Genomic DNA, 16,428 nt, shown 5'->3' on the forward strand with positions numbered 1-16,428 from the left:
TAAAGTTGAAGAGGACGAGCATGATGGTGCATTCATCTGCATGCGACTGTGAGGCCAGTTTGTGCGAGACCCTGCGTGGGTTTTCTGCCCAGCATCCTGACAGCGTGATCTATCAGACATCGCTAATGAGCGCCCTGTTAAGCGGCGTGTACGAGGGGGATACCACTATCGCCGATCTGCTTGCGCACGGCGATTTTGGTCTGGGTACGTTCAACGAGCTGGATGGCGAAATGATTGCCTTCAGCAGCCAGGTGTATCAGCTGCGCGCCGACGGGAGTGCCCGTGCCGCGAAGCCGGAGCAAAAAACACCGTTTGCGGTGATGACCTGGTTCCAGCCGCAGTATCGCAAAACCTTCGATGCGCCGGTCAGCCGTCAGCAGATCCACGACGTGATCGACCAGCAAATCCCCTCCGATAACCTGTTCTGTGCGTTACGCATCGACGGTAATTTCCGCCACGCCCACACCCGTACCGTTCCACGTCAGAAGCCGCCATACCGTGCCATGACCGACGTGCTGGACGACCAGCCGGTGTTCCGCTTTAACCAGCGAGAAGGGGTACTGGTCGGGTTCCGCACGCCGCAGCATATGCAGGGCATTAACGTCGCGGGATATCACGAACATTTTATCACCGACGATCGTCAGGGCGGCGGGCATCTGCTCGACTACCAGCTGGAGAGCGGCGTGCTGACCTTCGGTGAAATTCACAAACTGATGATCGACCTGCCTGCCGACAGCGCATTTTTACAGGCCAACCTTCACCCCAGCAACCTTGATGCTGCAATCCGTTCCGTCGAAAACTAACAGGAGAACCACCGTGAACAGTGATAAACAGGCACGTCAGTGGGCGCATGGCGCCGATATGGTCGTAGGCCAGCTGGAAGCGCAGGGCGTGAAGCAGGTTTTCGGTATTCCGGGTGCAAAAATCGACAAAGTGTTTGATTCCTTGCTCGATTCCTCCATCGAAATCATTCCCGTGCGCCACGAAGCGAACGCGGCGTTTATGGCCGCGGCGGTAGGGCGCCTGACCGGCAAGGCCGGTGTTGCGCTGGTCACCTCCGGACCGGGCTGCTCGAACCTGATCACCGGGATTGCCACCGCCAACAGTGAGGGCGATCCGGTGGTCGCGCTGGGCGGTGCCGTGAAGCGGGCAGATAAAGCGAAGCTGGTGCATCAGAGCATGGACACGGTCGCCATGTTCAGCCCGGTGACGAAATACGCCGTAGAGGTGAGTTCACCGGATGCGATTGCCGAAGTAGTCTCGAACGCGTTTCGCGCTGCCGAGCACGGCAGGCCCGGGGGCGCGTTCGTCAGCCTGCCGCAGGATATTGTCGACCAGCCCGCCACGGGCGCGATTTTGCCGGGCAGCAGTACTGCCAAAATGGGGCCGGCACCGGAGTCCGCCATTAACGATGTGGCGAAGCTTATCGAAAAAGCCAAGAATCCGGTCATTTTACTGGGCCTGATGGCCAGCCAGCCTGCCAACAGCGCCGCGCTGCGTAAGCTGCTGGAGAAAAGCCGCATCCCGGTCACCAGTACCTATCAGGCGGCCGGGGCGGTGAATCAGGAACATTTCACCCGCTTTGCCGGACGTGTCGGCCTCTTTAACAACCAGGCAGGCGACAGATTGCTGCATCTGGCGGATCTGATTATCTGCATCGGTTACAGCCCGGTGGAATACGAACCGTCCATGTGGAACAGCGGCGACGCCACGCTGGTGCATATCGATGTGCTGCCCGCCTATGAAGAACGCAATTATGTGCCTGACCTCGAGCTGGTGGGGGACATCGCCGAAACGCTGAACCTGCTCGCCAGCCGGATCGCCCACAAGCTGGAGCTCAGCGCGCGCGCGTCAGAAATCCTGGTCGATCGTCAGCATCAACGGGATCTGCTCGATCGCCGTGGCGCCTCGCTTAATCAGTTTGCCCTGCATCCGCTGCGCATCGTGCGGGCCATGCAGGACATCGTCAATAACGACGTTACGCTCACCGTTGATATGGGGAGCTTCCACATCTGGATCGCCCGCTATCTCTATAGCTTCCGCGCACGTCAGGTCATGATCTCTAACGGTCAGCAGACCATGGGCGTTGCACTGCCGTGGGCGATTGGTGCGTGGCTGGTCAATCCTGGACGCAAGGTGGTCTCGGTGTCCGGTGACGGCGGCTTCCTGCAGTCGAGCATGGAGCTGGAAACCGCCGTGCGTCTTAACGCCAATGTGCTGCACATCATCTGGGTAGACAACGCCTACAACATGGTGGCGATCCAGGAAGAGAAAAAATACCAGCGCCTTTCCGGCGTAGAGTTCGGCCCGGTCGATTTCAAAGTCTATGCCGATGCCTTTGGGGCGAAAGGCTTTGCCGTCGAGAGCGCGGATGCGCTGGAGCCTACGCTGCGTGCTGCAATGGATGTCGATGGCCCGGCCGTGGTCGCCATTCCCGTCGACTATAGCGATAACCCGCTGCTGATGGGCCAGCTCCATCTCAGCCAGATTTTGTGAATCAATATAAGGACAGAGAAATGCAAAAAGTTGCTCTCGTAACAGGCTCAGGCCAGGGGATTGGTAAAGCGATTGCGCTTCGCCTGGTGAAAGACGGTTTTGCCGTCGCCATCGCGGATTACAACGAAGAGACGGCAAAAGCCGTTGCCGATGAGATCACCCGCAATGGGGGGAAGGCCGTCGCCGTGAAGGTGGATGTCTCCAGCCGCGAGCAGGTGTTTGCAGCGGTGGAAAAAGCCCGCACTGCGCTGGGCGGTTTCAACGTGATCGTCAACAATGCCGGGATCGCGCCTTCCACGCCAATTGAGTCGATCACCCCGGAAATTGTCGACAAAGTTTACAACATCAACGTCAAAGGGGTTATCTGGGGTATCCAGGCCGCCATTGACGCCTTCCGTAAAGAAGGGCACGGCGGCAAGATCATCAACGCCTGTTCACAGGCAGGCCATACCGGGAACCCTGAACTGGCGGTCTACAGTTCCAGTAAGTTTGCGGTACGCGGGTTAACCCAGACGGCGGCACGTGACCTTGCGCCATTAGGGATCACCGTTAACGCTTACTGCCCGGGCATCGTCAAAACGCCGATGTGGGCGGAAATTGACCGCCAGGTCTCCGAAGCAGCGGGTAAACCGCTCGGCTACGGCACTGAAACGTTTGCCAAACGCATTACGCTTGGCAGATTGTCCGAACCCGAAGATGTGGCCGCCTGCGTCTCTTATCTCGCCGGGCCAGATTCCGACTACATGACCGGTCAGTCCCTGTTGATTGACGGTGGTATGGTGTTCAACTAAATACTAATAAGCTCTGACATGAGTTTTCCCCTGCCCCCGTGCAGGGGCTTTTTTTTGTCTCCTCAGCCATTGTGGATTACACTGCGCGCTGCAAAACTTTAGTCTTAGAGATCTGACAGGCGGTAACAGCGATGAACGGTACAATCACAACGTGGTTTAAAGATAAAGGCTTTGGATTTATCAAAGATGAAAACGGTGACAACCGCTATTTTCATGTGATTAAGGTCGCCAACCCTGATCTGATTAAGAAAGACGCAGCGGTGACCTTCGAGCCCACAACCAACAACAAAGGCCTTTCCGCCTATGCGGTGAAGGTGATCCCGGAAAGCAAACACCTCTATATCGCAGGCGAGCGCGTGAAGCTCACCTCGATCAAATCGTTTGTGGTGTTCAGCGAAGAAGAGCCAGCAGATACCGGCATCGATAAAGAGAACGCGGTACTGTCCGTGGGGCTGCTGATGAACAACATCAAACCCAAGTCTGACAAAAAACCGGGTGAAATGCGCACGGTGAAGAAGCTGGCTATCACCACCTTCCAGAATACGACGATGATCTTCACGGAAGATGAGATCGACATCGACGCTACGGTGAAGCTGCTGAAATAATGCTTTGCCGGGTAGGACGACGTCTTACCCGGCGTACCGCTGTCATCCTGGCGTGCAAACGCCACTCCCTCCCGTTTTCCCGAGCAGGCGATACGCCGCGTCTCTTTTCGTCTGCTTTTTAACCTGCTATAACAAAACCCTTATCCTTCCGGGAGTCAACGCCGTGCCCGAGCTTAATCAACATGGTCAAACTGTTAACGATATCGTCCCCGACTGGAAATGCGCCCGTGCGTTAACCCGCACTCCGCTCGTCGGTCAGTATTGTCGTCTTGAGCCGCTGGATGCCGAACGCCACGCCGCGGATTTGTATGAGGCCTATGCGCTGGGGGACGACAGCGACTGGACGTGGCTTGTCAGCACCCAGCCCGTGAGCGTTGAAGACACCGCAGAATGGGTCCTTGGCAAAGTACTGGATGATGAACTGGTGCCGTACGCCGTCATCGATTTACGTACCGGGCAAGCGGTGGGGCTGGTGAGCTATATGGCAATAGAGCGCATGCAAGGGTCGGTGGAGATCGGCCACGTCACCTGGTCACGCAAGATGAAAGGCTCCCGCCTTGGCACGGAAACCGTATGGCTGCTGCTCAGGAATGCATTCGAGCATGGCTATCGTCGGCTGGAGTGGAAGTGCGATTCAATGAACACTGCCTCGCGTAATGCGGCGGAAAGGCTGGGGTTTGTCTGGGAAGGCCGGCTGCGTCAGAAGCTGGTGCGCAAAGGGCGCAACCGCGACAGCGACATGCTGTCAATCATTGATGGCGAATGGCCACAGCGGGATGCCGAACTCCGCGCCTGGCTGGCTGAAGCGAATTTTGACGGGGAAGGGCGGCAGCGTAAAAAGCTGGAGGCGTTTCGTCTGTAAAATATGCCCCTCACCCGTTGGGAGAGGGGCTGCTTAGCAAACTGCGTTACAGGCGAACCGGTGCACCGTTGGCGACATAATATGCCGCGGTACTCTTCGCCAGCGGCTCGCGTCCGCGAATGGCATCGGCAATTTTCTCGCCAATCATGATGGTGGTGGCGTTCAGGTTGCCGGTGATGATCTGCGGCATAATGGACGCATCCACCACGCGTAATCCTTCCAGCCCATGAACGCGACCTTCGCCGTCGACCACGGCCATTTCGTCATACCCCATCTTACAGGTGCCGCACGGGTGGAAGGCGGTTTCAGCGTGGTTACGCACAAACTCGTCCAGCTGTTCGTCGGTCTGGCACTCAATGCCCGGGCTGATTTCCCGTCCACGGTATTTATCCAGCGCCGGCTGGTGCATGATCTCACGGGTGATGCGGATCGCATCGCGAAACTCCTGCCAGTCCTGTTCGTGGGACATATAGTTGAACAGGATCGCCGGATGCTGATGCGGATCGCGTGATTTAATCCGTACATGCCCGCGGCTTGGTGAGCGCATGGAGCCAACGTGGCACTGGAAACCGTGCTCTTTGACCGCGTTCGACCCGTTGTAGTTAATGGCGACCGGCAGGAAGTGGTATTGAATATTCGGCCATTCAAACTCCTCGCGGCTGCGGATAAACCCGCCCGCTTCAAAGTGGTTGCTCGCTCCCACGCCGGTGCCGCCAAACAGCCACTCCGCGCCAATCTTCGGCTGGTTCCACCACTGCAGGGCAGGGTAGAGAGAGACCGGCTCTTTGCACTCGTACTGCAGGTACATCTCTAAGTGATCCTGCAGGTTTTCACCCACACCCGGGAGGTCATGTACCAGCGGGATGTCAAACTGCTTCAGCAGTTCCGCGTTACCCACGCCGGAGCGCTGCAGGATCTGCGGAGAGGCAATCGCCCCGGCGCACAGCAGCACCTCTTTGCTGGCCGTCGCTTTTGACGGAATCGTGCTCTCGCCTTCCAGCCACTCGACGCCTGTCGCGCGTTTGCCGTCAAAAATTATGTGATCGGTCATGGCATGGGTGCGAATGGTCAGATTCGGGCGTGATTTCGCCTGATCCAGATAGCCGCGTGCGGTACTGGCGCGACGGCCCTGCGGCGTCACGGTTCTGTCCATCGGACCGAAGCCTTCCTGCTGATAGCCGTTAAGGTCGTCAGTACGCGGGTAGCCCGCCTGCACACCGGCTTCTACCATCGCTTCAAACAGCGGGTTTACGCCGGGTTTAGAGGTGGTCACGCTCACCGGGCCGTCGTCGCCGTGGTAGTCGTTTGGCCCCACGTCACGGGTCTCTGCCTTACGGTAGTAGGGCAGGCAGTTGAGATAGCTCCAGTGTTCCAGACCCGGCTCAGTTGCCCAGTTGTCCAGATCCATCGCGTTACCGCGGATGTAGCACATACCGTTGATCAGGGATGAGCCGCCCAGCCCTTTGCCGCGACCGCACTCCATACGGCGGTTGTTCATGTGCGGCTCGGGCTCGGTTTCATACGCCCAGTTGTAACGCTTGCCCTGCAAGGGAAACGCCAGCGCGGCAGGCATCTGGGTGCGGAAGTCAAAACGGTAATCCGGGCCGCCCGCTTCTAGCAGCAGAACGGTGGTATTGGGATCTTCCGTCAGTCGTGTTGCCAGTACGTTGCCGGCAGAGCCGGCACCAATAATGATGTAGTCAAATTGCAAAAAAACCTCCCGGTTAAAATATGGACTGGAATTTACCCATCTCAACCTGGATGGACTTCACCTGGGTATAACTCTGGAGCGTCATTACGCCGTTCTCGCGGCCAATGCCGGAGTGTTTGTAGCCACCAACCGGCATCTCTGCCGCGGATTCACCCCAGGTGTTGATCCAGCAGATACCCGCTTCAAGCTGGTGGATCGCGCTGTGCGCGCGGTTCAGGTCGGCAGTCACGATGCCCGCCGCCAGACCGTAATCGGTGTCGTTGGCGCGACGAATCACCTCTTCGTCGGTTTCGTACGTGAGGATCGACATCACCGGCCCGAAGATCTCTTCGCGCACGATGGTCATCTCATCGGTGCAGTCGGTGAACACGGTGGGAGCCACCCACGCGCCGTTGTCAAAGGCTTCGCCTTTCAGCACATCGCCACCGCACAGCACACGCGCGCCTTCTTCTTTGCCTTTGGCGATATAGCGCAGCACGTTTTCGCGGTGCGGGAAGCTCACCAGTGGGCCAAAGTTGGTGCGTTCATCGAACAGATCGCCCGCGCGAATACGTGCCACGCGCTCAACAATTTTCTGCTCAAACGCGGCTTTGAATTTCGCCGGCACGAACACGCGGGTGCCGTTGGTGCATACCTGTCCGGAGCTGAAGAAGTTGGCCATCATGGCGATGTCCGCCGCGAGATCCAGGTCGGCATCGTCGAAAATAACCAGCGGGGATTTCCCGCCCAGCTCCATCGTCACCTCTTTCAGGGACGAGGCCGCCGAATTGGCCATCACTTTTTTGCCGCTGGCAACGCCGCCGGTGAAGGAGACTTTGGCGATGCCCGGGTGCTCGGTCAGGAACTGACCGGTTTCTGCGCCCACGCCCGGCAGAACGTTAAACACGCCGTCCGGCAGACCCGCTTCGGTGTAGATCTCGGCAAGCTTCAGGGCGGTGAGGGGCGTCACTTCGCTCGGTTTGAAGATCATCGCGTTACCTGCGGCCAGCGCTGGCGCGGATTTCCACAGGGCGATCTGGATCGGGTAGTTCCACGCGCCAATGCCCGCGACCACGCCCAGCGGTTCACGACGGGTATAGACAAATGAGGTATCGCGCAGGGGGATCTGGCTGCCTTCCAGCGCCGGGATCAGCCCTGCGTAGTACTCCAGCACGTCCGCGCCGGTGACGATATCAACGGTGCTGGTTTCTGAGTACGCTTTGCCGGTGTCGAGGGTTTCCAGCTTCGCCAGCTCGTCGTTACGCTCACGAAGAATGTCTACCGCACGGCGCAGAATGCGCGAGCGCTCCATGGCGGTCATCGCCGCCCAGATTTTTTGCCCGCGCTGCGCGCTTTCTACGGCGCGATCGACATCCTCGCGCCCGGCGGCCTGAACGGTCGCCAGGACTTCACCGTTGGCCGGGTTGATGGTCTCGAAGGTGCGACCGCTGGTGGCCGATGTATAACCACCATTGATATAAAGCTGCTGTTCTGCCATTCGGGACATAAATTCTCCTCGGTTAATCGGTCGGTAAATGCTGGCTAATAAAGTGGCTGGTGAGCGACTGGGCCAGGGTTTTATCCAGCGGTTTGCCACTCAACGCGGCGCGCAGCCACAGCCCGTCAATCAGCGCCGCGAGCCCGTAACCTGCCTCCTGTGCCTGTTCGCGCGGCAGCTCGCGGCGGAACTCATACACCAGGTTCGACAGCAGACGGCGGCTGCTCACCTGCTGCAGACGGTAGAGCATTGGCTGATGCATGCTGCTCGCCCAGAAGGCCAGCCAGGCTTTCATTGCCGCGCCGCTGATCTGGGTTTCATCAAAATTGCCGCCGACAATCGCCTGCAGACGCTGCTCTGCGCTGCCGTGCGGTAAGGCATGCAAACGGTTCAATACCGCGTCGCGCAGCTGGCCGGTAATGTCGCGCATGGTCGCTTCCAGCAGGCCATTTTTGTCCTTGAAATAGTGACTGATGATCCCCGTGGAAACGCCCGCCCGACGGGCGATCTGCGCGATGGTCGCGTCATGCATTCCCACTTCATTTATTGCTTCCAGCGTGGCGTCGATCAGTTGCCTGCGCCGGATTGGCTGCATCCCCACTTTGGGCATTTTTGCCACTCCATTCATCAGCGTTGGTTAACCATTAAAGCGGTTTTTGATTGGACGTTCAATATAAAATGTGTCTTAATTGTTGCGGTTTTGGATTTCAATAGTTACAAAAAAAAGTGGGGATACTGGATGACAGATCTTTCGCAAGACAGAGAAAAGGACAAAATCAATCCGGTTGTTTTTTATACATCCGCAGGACTGATTTTGTTGTTTTCCCTGATGACGATCTTCTTTAGCGATTTTTCTGCCGAGTGGATTGGGCGCACCCTGAACTGGGTGTCGAAGACCTTCGGCTGGTACTACTTGCTGGCGGCGACGCTCTATATCGTCTTCGTCGTCTGCATCGCCTGCTCGCGCTTTGGCTCGGTAAAGCTCGGGCCGGAACAGTCAAAACCCGAGTTCAGCCTGCTGAGCTGGGCCGCGATGCTGTTTGCCGCGGGCATTGGTATTGACCTGATGTTCTTCTCCGTGGCGGAACCGGTCACGCAATATATGCAGCCACCGGAAGGGGCGGGGCAGACGATGGAGGCCGCGCGACAGGCAATGGTCTGGACATTGTTCCACTACGGCTTAACCGGTTGGTCGATGTATGCCCTGATGGGGATGGCGCTCGGATACTTTAGCTATCGTTATAATTTACCCCTCACGATCCGCTCCGCGCTCTATCCGATTTTCGGTAAAAAAATTAACGGACCGATTGGGCACACCGTGGATATTGCGGCGGTGATTGGCACCATCTTTGGGATCGCCACCACGCTCGGTATCGGCGTGGTGCAGCTCAACTACGGTCTGAGCGTGCTGTTTGATATCCCGGATTCCATGGCGGCCAAAGCGGCGCTGATCGCGCTGTCGGTGATTATCGCTACCATTTCGGTTACCTCCGGCGTGGACAAGGGCATTCGCGTGCTTTCTGAGCTGAACGTCGCGCTGGCGCTGGGGCTGATCCTCTTCGTGCTGTTTATGGGCGATACGTCATTCCTGCTCAATGCGTTAGTGCTGAACGTGGGTGATTACGTGAACCGCTTTATGGGTATGACGTTGAACAGCTTCGCCTTTGACCGCCCGGTCGAGTGGATGAACAACTGGACGTTGTTCTTCTGGGCGTGGTGGGTCGCGTGGTCGCCGTTTGTTGGACTGTTCCTGGCGCGTATTTCGCGTGGACGCACCATTCGTCAGTTTGTGATGGGCACGCTGATTATCCCATTCACCTTTACGCTGCTGTGGCTGTCGGTGTTCGGCAACAGCGCGCTGCACGAGATCATTCACGGCAATGCGACGTTTGCGCAGGAAGCGATGGTGCATCCGGAGCGGGGGTTCTACAGCCTGCTGGCGCAGTATCCGGCGTTTACCTTTAGCGCCTCTGTTGCGACCATTACCGGCCTGCTGTTTTACGTCACCTCGGCGGATTCCGGCGCGCTGGTGCTGGGGAACTTCACCTCGAAGCTCAAGGACATCAACAGCGATGCTCCCAACTGGCTGCGCATCTTCTGGTCTGTCGCCATTGGCCTGCTGACCCTGGGCATGCTGATGACCAACGGTATTTCTGCCCTGCAGAACACCACGGTGATCATGGGTCTGCCGTTCAGTTTCGTGATCTTCTTCGTGATGGCCGGGCTGTATAAATCTCTCAAGGTGGAAGATTACCGCCGCGTCAGCGCCAGCCGCGACACCGCGCCACGCCCGATGGGTGCGCAGGACAGACTGAGCTGGAAAAAGCGGTTGTCACGCCTGATGAACTATCCGGGCACGCGCTACACCAAACAGATGATGGAAACGGTCTGCTTCCCGGCGATGGAAGAGGTGGCGCAGGAGCTGAAGCTGCGTGGTGCGTATGTTGAACTGAAAAACCTGCCGCCGGATGACGGTGAGACTCTGGGACACCTGGATCTGCTGGTGCATATGGGCGACGAACAAAACTTTGTCTACCAGATTTGGCCACAGCAGTATTCGGTGCCCGGATTTACCTATCGCGCACGCAGTGGGAAATCAACGTATTACCGCCTTGAGACGTTCCTGCTGGAAGGGAGCCAGGGGAATGACCTGATGGATTACAGTAAGGAACAGGTAATTACGGACATACTGGATCAGTATGAGCGGCACCTGAACTTTATTCACCTCCATCGCGAGGCGCCGGGGAATAGCGTGATGTTCCCGGATGTTTGAGCGGGATAACTAAGTGAATAAAGCGGTATCCTGGAGCAGGGTACCGCTTTTTTTAATGGCGTGGCACATTCGTGCTGCGCAATATTAATGATTCTGAAAATGAATACCGGTTTTCCATATAAAGAAACTCACAGTGTCGACTAATTTTGAATCAGCTTCTGCGTAGGTGGCCGCATTGTGTCCTCCTTGACTGTAAGCTAATACCAGCACCGGAACATTCCACGGTTTGTTTATTGTCTGCAATCGGGCTGCGAATTTTGCTGTCTGCCAGGGGGAGACACGTTGGTCATGCAGGCCGACCGTTAACAACACCGGGGGATAGCGTTTACCTGGAACCAGATGCTGATAAGCGTCTATTTTTAACAAATTGAGCATACCTGATTCTGTAAAAGGTGAACCCAACTCTTCAAAATTCATCTCGCCTATTGGAATTTTATCCAGTCTACTGGTATTAAGTATTCCGACGTCTATCGCCACAGCTGAAAATAGTTCTGGGCGAAGCGTCATTGCCATACCCATTATAATCCCCCCCGCGCTCTCACCACTGATCACCAATTTTGACGGTGAGGTGTATTTATTATCAACGAGATATTCAGCGCAACGAATAAAATCATTAATAGAATTTTCTTTCTTATTCGCTCTACCTCCTTCATGCCATGCTGGACCCAGTTCACCTCCTCCTCGAACATGCGCGATTGCGATGGCTCCGCCTTGTTCAAGCCAGAGCAAGCGGGAAATATCAAATTCAGGAAGGGTACTTACTCCATAAGCGCCGTAAGCTGTCAACCAGATGGGGGTGGCACCATTGTGTTCAATCCCTTTATGATGAATTAAAGTTAACGGAACGCGGACGTTATCTGCTGTGAGAACCCATATTTCTTCCGTCACATAGTCTGTAAAGGATTGTTTTACCGGTGATATTAAATTCGTATCTCTGATGCGATTATTGACCGGGTTATACTGGAAAATAGCAGGTTGCGTGAGCCAACTCTGTCGGGTGAAGAGGATATCCTTGCGGTTATTGCTGGCGAAGATTGCACTCACATTTTCATCTGCTGGTGCTGGAATGAACTGGTGTTTATTCGGGTCTTCAAAAGGAATACGTACGAATTTATTGGTACCAGAGTCATGGTATGCAATATAAAGTGAATCCCGACTGGTGGTTAGCTGGGTGAGCTCACCATTTGCCCAGCTCATCACATGCTCTCGTTTTGAAGTAGGAGTACTCAGATCGACTCTTGAGATATCGTAACCTGATGATGAATTCATGTTAGCAAAATAAATCCACTTTCCAGAGCAAACAAAGGCAGAAACATTCTCATCAACATCAATGATTTTGGCCCAGTGTAATATTCCGTTGAGTGCGGGAGCGTTTTTTGCTGAAAAAAGATAGCCGCCATAACCGCTGATTGATTTCGAAAAATAAACGATGAGATATGCAGAGTCGGGGGATGCAAACAAATTAACGTTTTCACATTTCTTCTGTGTCAATTCCGGGAGAGTATGCCAGTCAAAAGTCATAACATCATTTTGGCTCCCTAAATGATGGTAGTAGACTTTTCCGCATGTTTGTCGCCCGGTATCATGAGTTGTATCGTTAAGACTGTAATAAAATGACTGGTTATCCGCTGCCCAGACAACATTAGGATAGCGAACCGCGGAAATTTCATCTTTTAATACGACACCATCCGCAACTCTGATGACATTTATTGCCGTAGTTTCAGTACCATTTTTCGATAATCCAAAAGCCACATAGTGACCGTCTGGAGATGGGCTAAAAAAATTAATCCCATATCCGACGGGAGGGGTAATAACCACTCGTTCAGGTTTTCCCTTTTGTTGCACAAAAAGCCGCAGATAAGGATGTTCAGTTGTCGATCGTAGGTAGAAACGACGATCGCCCGCATCATAGATATCAGATAGAGTTGGTTCTGTGTTAACCAGTATGCTTAGTCTTTTCGCCAGTGCATTTCGCCAGGGGAGGGTGTGTAATATTTTAACCGCCTGGTCTGATTGATGGCTTAGCCAACGAGCTGTCTGTTGTCCGTCGGTTTCCATCCAGCGATAAGGATCTACGTTGTTGTCAACATCAGCGTTTCTCCCATGGGCATGAGTGAAAAAAACGCAGCCAAGCAAAATGACTATTATGAATAATGTCGGTTTTATACTCAGTCTTACGCAATTTTTCATTCAGAGTGCAGTCCATGCTGTTCTGTCTGTGGCATTAATCGAATCACACGCTCAACAGATGCGATGGTTGATTGTCTGTGAGCAATGATTATTCGGGTGATGTTTAGCTTTTTGATAGCCTGATTAACATACGTTTCACTCTCTTCGTCCAAGGCACTGGTTGCTTCATCCATAAATAATATCCCGGGTTTACGATAAAGTGCGCGGGCAATAAAGATGCGTTGTTTCTGTCCTCCAGACAACCCCTCACCAAGTTCTCCAACTAATGTATCGTATCCCATGGGCATTTTTACAATAGCACCATGGATAAAGCTTGCGCGAGCGCACTCTTCCATCCATTCGTAATCGGCATTTTCATCGAAGCCACAAATATTTTCTCTAATTGAACCAGAAAATAACTTATCATCCTGCATTACGCACCCGATTATTTTGCGGTAATTGTTTAAACCAAGTTGTTGAATGTCATTACCATCGATCATTACTGAACCTGTCTGCGGTTCAAACAATCCACAAAGAACCCTCATAAGCGTTGTTTTACCTGCACCTGACGGGCCTGTAATTGCCACACTTTCTCCAGCTAAAACCTGGAAAGAAAGACCACGAAAGACAGCGGCCGAATGGTCATCATATCGGTAGCTTAATGCATTTATTTCTAGGGCTACAGGTTTCATCGTGTTTAATATTTCTATATCGGGCTTTTTCTTTTCTTGAGTATTAAGTGCAATATCTGCCACACGTTCATTATGAAGGTGCATCATGCGCAACTTAGTCAGGAAATTAGTTAATGACCAAATTCTGTCGGCAAATTGTTCTCTGAATACACCGAAAGCGATGAACATCCCAATTGTTATATCGTTATCTATAATGAGTCTTGAACCCAGCCATAGCATTGCTATCTGCTCGCAAGCAGTGATAAGGGAGTTTACGCCACCAAAAAGCAAATCCATTTTGGTGATTTTTATTTCAGTGTTAATTGTGTCAATTTCCAGGTTCAGCCAGTGGATGCTTCTTCTTTCACTAAAACCTTGCATTTTAATGGTCGCTATACCGTACAACGTTTCCATGAAATAAGATCGGGTTCGGGCGTCTCTAACGAGAATTTCCTCCGATAATTCGCGGTAGGTACTGTACGTCATAAGACGGATGAGGACATACAGAGCAGTAAAACACATAACAACGCCTGTGAGCCAGCCGCCATAAAGTGCCATCATAATGACAACACCGATCAACATCGTTCCATCGATGAGTGCTCCAACGATACTACTGGTAAAGGTTTCCCGAAGAGTGTTCAACGATCCAAAGCGCGACTGAATGTCACCTAACTTGCGTCGCTCAAAATAACTCAAAGGTAGCCGCAGTAAATGTGAAAATAACCCGGATTGCCACTGAACATTGATGAGCGTAGTCATTAATAATGAAGACCATGAACGCAGTGCGCTCAATGCCAGGCGTAAGAAAGTAAAGAGTAACAGACCAATACAAATCAGTGTCAGTAAGCCCACATCTGCAGCGGGAATAGCATGATCCAGTGCAAGCTGAGTACCTATCGGGATAAGAAGATTTATGGATTCAATAATGAGCGAATAGAAAAATATTTTCGCTAGCGTACCCTTAAGACCATGTACCTTTGCTGCAAGGGCTTTGAGGCTGAAGTGGTGACTTTCTTGCTCTTCGGTAAATGTACTTCCAGGCCATACTTCGAGTGCTATGCCCGTGAAGTATTGAGACATTTCCTCGAGATTTATTGTTCTACGGCCTCTGGCAGGGTCGTGTAGGATCACTCGATTTTGTTTCACACCGACCAGAACTACAAAATGGTTAAAATCCCAATGTAAGATGCAGGGGATCTTAAGCGAGTTGAGTTCATGAAGTTCCAGGGATAAACAGCGAGATGCAAGTCCTAATTGTTCAGCAATTTCTTTCATTCCTGCCAGTGTTGTCCCACGTGCAGATAGGTTGAATTGTTGTCGCAAGGAGATGAGATTGCTATTTTTTCCATAGTGATTACAAATCATCGCAAGACATGCCAAACCGCATTCTGAGGATTCCGTTTGATGAACTAGTGGAACCCGAGAACGCAGATGAAGATCGAGTTGTCCGAGAAGCGTTTTAAAAGCACGTTTACTCATTTATCGGGCCCTCTATGCTATTTTTCATATCGTAGAAGGGGGAAAGCATCCACTGATAGATCTTCCTTTTTTCCAGAAATAAGGTGCTTTGAGCTTGCATTCCATTACCCAAGCTCAGACGTTTACCCGCGTACGCAATATTTTGTCTGTCAGGTTTGATAATAACTTTGTAGTAGGGTGCAGCTGAAGATGAGGCCACTTTAAGCGCCCCTTGATAGGTTTGCATTTCCTGTGGGGAGGCTGGGGAACGTGAGATGACAGAAATTGCTCCGCCAAACATACCGAATTTTTGAGCAGGAAAGGCTTCATAGCGGATGTTCACGCGGTCTCCAGCATTAAGATAGGGGACTGCGTCATTCGGTACCCAAATGACAAGAGAGAAATGATCGATATTGTATGGGATGATTTGTAGCAGACTGTCGCCCGGCTTGATCATCTGCCCGACGGTGACGCTAAGGGAATCTACCCTCCCGTTAGCCATGGCTCGGATAATAATAGCGCCTCCAGCATCAATACTCAGACGTTCTTTTTGCAATTCATAGCGCTGAAGTTCCATTTGATGAATCTGGTTATCAAATTCAGCGGCCTGCGTCTGAATTTGACTCTCCAGTGTTGTCACCTGCAACGCGTTTTGGTCACTCTGGGCAGACAGGTTAATCATGTTATTCTGTCGTTCGTAGTATAAGGCTATCTGATTAATCAGCTGATCCTGAGTAATAAGACCACGCGCCTGATAATGCCGGTAGTTCTCCATGTTAGTTTTCATTACATGGAGGCCTTCCTGGGCTTGGGTGATAATATCTGAGGAACGTTTGAGAGCAGCGCTATATTGTTCTTTTTGTTTTTTGAGCATCTCAAGAGTGTTTTTTTTATTTTCCTGGAGAAGAGACATGATTTGAGATATACGTGTCAGCTGGTTGTCAACATCCATACGCTGATTATCGCTGACAACACCGCTACGTGTGCTTTTACTAACATCGATCATGTAAATAGCATCACCTACTTTGAGCAGTTGACCTTCTTTGACAAATTGTTTAACTACCACCCCCTGAACACTGGCGTAAACGTTAGATGAACGAGGATAGGTGGTTATTTCTCCCACTACAGTTATTCTTCTCGTATAGGTGAACGTTAGGACGAAGGTTAGAAAAGCAATAACAAAAAAAACAGATAGCCCTGCAACCAACCAAACAGGGATCCCAGGCAGTAATATGGCTCTTCCTTGCCATCTCAATTTTTTGTGATCAACCGCTTTTTGGCGATACACGCACTTTTTCCTTTTTTTAAAAGATTTCGTGATTTTGTGTGGTTCACCAGGTGACAATTTTAAGTCAATTGCACCTGGTTATTCTGCATATCCAGGGGTATCGTGTTTTTTCCTGCATATGTAATTT

12 protein-coding genes are annotated in these 16,428 nt (G+C 52.7%); 6 read left to right on the forward strand and 6 right to left on the reverse strand.

Features of this window, described 5'->3' with window-relative positions:
* Positions 1-23 precede the first annotated feature (23 nt).
* From budA to ACN9MQ_RS05725, 5 genes are all read left to right on the forward strand, one after another.
* Positions 24-803 (forward strand): acetolactate decarboxylase, encoded by a 780-nt coding sequence (budA, locus tag ACN9MQ_RS05705; protein ID WP_025204708.1) that lies wholly within the window; start codon positions 24-26, stop codon positions 801-803.
* The gene (alsS, locus tag ACN9MQ_RS05710) at positions 775-2,496 is read left to right on the forward strand and encodes an acetolactate synthase AlsS (RefSeq protein ID WP_086463059.1); all 1,722 of its coding nucleotides are present in this window, start codon (positions 775-777) and stop codon (positions 2,494-2,496) included. The genes budA and alsS overlap by 29 nt, the downstream gene beginning before the upstream one ends.
* A 20-nt stretch (positions 2,497-2,516) precedes the next feature.
* A complete protein-coding gene (locus ACN9MQ_RS05715) occupies positions 2,517-3,287 on the forward strand; it encodes a (S)-acetoin forming diacetyl reductase (protein ID WP_020885040.1) in 771 nt (256 codons plus the stop codon).
* A gap of 131 nt (positions 3,288-3,418) precedes the next feature.
* Positions 3,419-3,892, forward strand: a complete 474-nt coding sequence (locus tag ACN9MQ_RS05720; protein WP_014169053.1) for a cold-shock protein — start codon at positions 3,419-3,421, stop codon at positions 3,890-3,892.
* A gap of 163 nt (positions 3,893-4,055) precedes the next feature.
* Positions 4,056-4,754 carry a GNAT family N-acetyltransferase gene (locus tag ACN9MQ_RS05725; RefSeq protein ID WP_014169054.1) on the forward strand — a complete coding sequence of 233 codons (699 nt, stop codon included), beginning with the start codon at positions 4,056-4,058 and terminating at the stop codon, positions 4,752-4,754.
* A gap of 46 nt (positions 4,755-4,800) precedes the next feature.
* On the opposite strand, the gene betA is transcribed toward ACN9MQ_RS05725, so the two are convergent.
* Genes betA through betI form a run of 3 tightly spaced genes read right to left on the reverse strand, consistent with a single transcriptional unit; the run spans position 4,801 to position 8,552 of the window.
* Positions 4,801-6,465 carry a choline dehydrogenase gene (betA, locus tag ACN9MQ_RS05730; RefSeq protein ID WP_426021325.1) on the reverse strand — a complete coding sequence of 555 codons (1,665 nt, stop codon included), beginning with the start codon at positions 6,463-6,465 and terminating at the stop codon, positions 4,801-4,803.
* Positions 6,466-6,478: 13 nt separating this feature from the next.
* Complete coding sequence (betB, locus tag ACN9MQ_RS05735) at positions 6,479-7,951, reverse strand: betaine-aldehyde dehydrogenase (RefSeq protein WP_426021324.1); 1,473 nt, start codon at positions 7,949-7,951, stop codon at positions 6,479-6,481.
* A gap of 13 nt (positions 7,952-7,964) precedes the next feature.
* Entirely contained in the window at positions 7,965-8,552 is a 588-nt protein-coding gene (betI, locus tag ACN9MQ_RS05740) for a transcriptional regulator BetI (RefSeq protein WP_020885037.1), read from the reverse strand.
* A 129-nt stretch (positions 8,553-8,681) separates the two neighbouring features.
* On the opposite strand from betI, the gene betT reads away from it, so the two are divergent.
* The gene (gene betT / locus ACN9MQ_RS05745) at positions 8,682-10,715 is read left to right on the forward strand and encodes a choline BCCT transporter BetT (protein ID WP_014169058.1); all 2,034 of its coding nucleotides are present in this window, start codon (positions 8,682-8,684) and stop codon (positions 10,713-10,715) included.
* An 84-nt stretch (positions 10,716-10,799) separates the two neighbouring features.
* On the opposite strand, the gene ACN9MQ_RS05750 is transcribed toward betT, so the two are convergent.
* The 3 genes from ACN9MQ_RS05750 to ACN9MQ_RS05760 are packed head-to-tail and all read right to left on the reverse strand — an operon-like array spanning position 10,800 to position 16,301.
* Entirely contained in the window at positions 10,800-12,905 is a 2,106-nt protein-coding gene (locus tag ACN9MQ_RS05750; protein WP_426021323.1) for a prolyl oligopeptidase family serine peptidase, read from the reverse strand.
* The gene (locus tag ACN9MQ_RS05755; RefSeq protein ID WP_244047758.1) at positions 12,902-15,034 is read right to left on the reverse strand and encodes a peptidase domain-containing ABC transporter; all 2,133 of its coding nucleotides are present in this window, start codon (positions 15,032-15,034) and stop codon (positions 12,902-12,904) included. The genes ACN9MQ_RS05750 and ACN9MQ_RS05755 overlap by 4 nt, the downstream gene beginning before the upstream one ends.
* Positions 15,027-16,301, reverse strand: coding sequence for an HlyD family secretion protein (locus ACN9MQ_RS05760; RefSeq protein ID WP_113656473.1), 1,275 nt, complete (start codon positions 16,299-16,301; stop codon positions 15,027-15,029). The genes ACN9MQ_RS05755 and ACN9MQ_RS05760 overlap by 8 nt, the downstream gene beginning before the upstream one ends.
* Between the last annotated feature and the right edge of the window lie 127 nt (positions 16,302-16,428).

Origin of the sequence: Enterobacter sp. R-25 (genome assembly GCF_049913205.1) — a bacterium.
GTDB lineage: Bacteria > Pseudomonadota > Gammaproteobacteria > Enterobacterales > Enterobacteriaceae > Enterobacter > Enterobacter ludwigii.